The 3,792-nt window shown below is 66.3% G+C and carries 2 protein-coding genes and 1 pseudogene; all 3 read right to left on the minus strand.

What is annotated here, in order from left to right:
• A partial coding sequence (locus RWO33_RS19630; RefSeq protein ID WP_314107084.1) for a biotin/lipoyl-containing protein occupies nt 1-287 on the minus strand: 287 nt, incomplete at its 3' end.
• Between the two features lie 42 nt (nt 288-329).
• A complete protein-coding gene (locus RWO33_RS19635; RefSeq protein ID WP_145480270.1) occupies nt 330-3,161 on the minus strand; it encodes a 2-oxoglutarate dehydrogenase E1 component in 2,832 nt (943 codons plus the stop codon).
• Between the two features lie 184 nt (nt 3,162-3,345).
• Nucleotides 3,346-3,792, minus strand: a pseudogene (locus tag RWO33_RS19640) (GNAT family N-acetyltransferase); the annotation flags it as partial.

The following is a 3,792-nucleotide window of genomic DNA, read 5'->3' on the forward strand; positions in this document are numbered from 1 at the left end:
GCCTCCGCCTTCTTCTCTTCGGCGGCCGGGGCCGGGGCAGCGGCCACGGCGCCTTCCTCGATCACCGCCACGACCTGGCTCGAGGTCACGGTTGCGCCGACCTCGAACTTGATTTCCTTCAGCACGCCATCGACCGGCGACGGTACTTCCAGGACGACCTTGTCGGTTTCCAGGTCAAGCAGGTTTTCGTCGCGCTTGACGGCGTCGCCAACCTTCTTGTGCCAGGTGGCGATGGTGCCGTCGGCGACGGATTCGGGCAGTACCGGGGCTTTGACTTCGGTGGCCATGCGGGAGCTTCCTGAGTTTGTCTTTTCTAGAATGGGGGAAAGTTATTCAGCGACCGCGTCGTTGAACGGGTTGACCAGGGCATCGGCGACCAGCTTCTGCTGTTCGATGATGTGGTCGGCCATGTGACCGGCAGCCGGGGAGGCCGAACGGGCGCGACCGGCGTAGTGCAGGCTCTGGCCATCGGCCAGGCAGAACTGCAGGTGGTGGCGGATCTGGTACCACGCACCCTGGTTCTGCGGTTCTTCCTGCGTCCACACCACGTCGGTGGCCTTGCCGTACTTCTTCAGTTCGGCCGCCAGCAGCGCGCGCGGGAACGGGTACAGCTGTTCCACACGGATGATGGCCACGTCGTCCTGGCCGCGCTTGGTCTGGTCTTCGAGCAGGTCGTAGTAGACCTTGCCGGAGCACAGCACCACGCGCTTGACCTTCTTCGCGTCCGCGTTGGCGTCGCCGATCAGGTGCTGGAACTCGCCATTGGCCAGCTCGTCCAGGCTCGACACGGCCAGCTTGTGGCGCAGCAGCGACTTGGGCGACATCACCACCAGCGGCTTGCGGGTGGTCAGGTGCAGCTGGCGACGCAGCATGTGGAAGGCCTGTGCCGGGGTGGACGGCACCACCACCAGCATGTTCTCCAGCGCGCACAGCTGCAGGAAGCGCTCCAGGCGCGCCGAGCTGTGTTCCGGGCCTTGCCCTTCGTAACCGTGCGGCAGCAGCAGGGTCAGGCCACTGATACGGCCCCACTTGGCTTCGCCGGCGGCGATGAACTGGTCGATCACCACCTGGGCGCCATTGGCGAAGTCGCCGAACTGGCCTTCCCAGATGCACAGGGTGTTGGGATCGGTGGTGGAGAAGCCGTATTCGAAGGCCATGACGGCCTCTTCGCTGAGCAGCGAATCGACGATGGTGGCCTTCTCCGGCGAATCCACCAGCTGCCGCAGCGGCAGGTAGTAGTTGTCGGTCTTCTGGTCGTGCAGGATGGCGTGGCGGTGGGTGAACGTACCGCGGCCCACGTCCTGGCCGACCAGGCGCAGCGCGTGGCCTTCGTCGAGCAGGGTGGCGTAGGCCAGGTTCTCGGCAAAGCCCCAGTCGCCCGGGATTTCGCCGGCGGCCATCTTGCGGCGGTCGTCATACACCTTGGCCACGCGCGAGTGCAGTTCCACTTCGGCCGGCACGGTGTTGATCAGCTCGGCCAGCGCCTTCAGCTTGCCCGGGTCGACCTTGGTGGACACCGGGTCGGACAGCTTGCCTTCCAGCAGCTTGGGCCAATCCACGAACAGCGCGCTGCTCGGCGGGGTCTTTTCGACCTGGGCCAGTTCGGTGGTGACTTCACCGGCGTCCAGCTTTTCGCGATAGGCATCGACCATCGCCTTGCCGGCACCGGCGGCGATCACGCCGGCCTGTTCCAGCTGCGCGGCGTACAGCTCGCGGGTGGTCTGGTGCTTGCGGATCACCTGGTACATCAGCGGCTGGGTGATCGCCGGCTCGTCGGCCTCGTTATGGCCCCAGCGGCGGTAGCACATCAGGTCGATGACCACGTCCTTGGCGAACTTCTGGCGGAATTCGAAGGCCAGCTTCGCCGCGAACACGACGGCTTCGGGATCGTCGCCGTTCACGTGCAGCACCGGCGCGGCGATCATCTTCGCCACGTCGGTGGCGTAACGGGTCGAGCGGGTGTCCTGCGGATTGGAGGTGGTGAAGCCGACCTGGTTGTTGACCACGATGTGCACGGTGCCGCCGACGGCGAAGCCGCGGGCCTGCGACATCTGGAACAGTTCCATGACCACGCCCTGGCCGGAGAAGGCCGCGTCGCCGTGGATCAGGATCGGCATCACCTGCTTGCGGGCGCTGTCCTTGCGGCGCTCCTGGCGCGAACGCACGGAACCGGCCACGACCGGGTCGGCGATTTCCAGGTGCGACGGGTTGAACGCCAGCGCCAGGTGGACCGGGCCACCGTCGGTGGCCACGTCGGCGGAGAAGCCCATGTGGTACTTCACGTCGCCGGCGGAGGCGTGCTCGTCGTGCTCGAACTTGCCTTCGAACTCGTCGAACAGCTTGCGCGGGTTCTTGCCGAGCGTGTTGACCAGAACGTTGAGGCGGCCGCGGTGGGCCATGCCGATCACCACGTCCTTGACGCCATCCTTGCCGGCGTCACGGATGATGGTGTCCATCATCGGGATCAGCGAATCGCCGCCTTCCAACGAAAAGCGCTTCTGGCCGACGTACTTGGTGTGCAGGTAGCGTTCCAGGCCTTCGGCGGCGGTCAGGCGCTCCAGCGTGCGGCGCTGGGTGTCAGCGTCGAGGCTGTAGTTGCCGCCGGCCAGTTCCAGGCGCTGGTAGATCCACTGGCGCTGCTCGACCTCGGAGATGTGCATGAATTCCGCACCGATCGAGCCGGTGTAGGTCTTCTTCAGGCGGTCCAGCAGGTCGCGCAGCTTCATGCGCGGCTGGCCACCGACACCGCCGGTGCTGAACTCGGCGTTGAGGTCGCCTTCGGTCAGGCTGTGGAACGGCAGGCCCAGGTCCGGCGAGTTCACGCCCGGGGCCAAGCCCAGCGGGTCGAGGCGGGCATCGAGGTGGCCACGCGACCGGTACGCGGTGATCAGACGACCGACATTGCGCTCGCGCTCGTCGCTGGCACCGGAGTTGCCGCCGCCCTTGACCGCGTTTCTGGCGGCGTCGGCGATGTGGGCAATGACGGCCGAGTGCGGAATGTCACCGGCTTCGCGGCCCTTGAAGCCGTCGAAGTAGGTCTTCCATTTGGGATCGACACTGTCCGGAGAAACGAGGTACTGCTCGTACAGATCCTCGATATAGGAGGCGTTGCCGCCGGCGAGCTGCGAAGACTGCGCAAACTGCTTCAGTAGATTGTCCACGATGGAGGGTCGGATTCGCTTGTGGGGTAGGGCTTCGATGATCCGGCAGGGAAGATGAATAGCCCTGCACGGGCGGTATCTAACGGTCCAAATTGTACCCCCATCGGGACACGAAGGGGCACCGGAAGGGCCTGTGGCGGGGCCGTGGTGTCATTCCCAGACAGGTTCAGGACCCGGAGCGGGACTAGAAGCCGAGCGCGCGCAGCTCGCTGCAATCGCGCGAACGTTCCCATACGCGCTGCAAACCGTCCTGCAACGGCCGCGAACGTGCGGGCATGGCGAGCCCGGCTTCACCGTCGTAACGGAGCCCACTCAGACGAAAGTAGTAGTCGCCGGCATCGTTGAGCAGGCAGGCCGAGGCGAGGGCGCGGTCGATCGGGTCGGTCACCTGGCGCACCCGGAACACGGTGGGCAGGCGCTGGACCAGGCCCAGCAGGGGCGAGCCGGCCTGGGCGATGGCGGCCGCGTCATGGACGATCAGCCGGACCTGCTTGTCGTGGCGGGCGGTGGCGAAGCGGCGAAGGGCCTCCAGCACCGGCGGTGCATCCAGCAGGCCGGGGTCGAGCACGCGGCTGTGCAGCCACAGCTGGCGGCGGGCGCGGTCGACCACGGCGGTGGTGATGGCCACCGC

Source organism: uncultured Stenotrophomonas sp., assembly GCF_963519925.1.
GTDB lineage: Bacteria > Pseudomonadota > Gammaproteobacteria > Xanthomonadales > Xanthomonadaceae > Stenotrophomonas > Stenotrophomonas maltophilia_AE.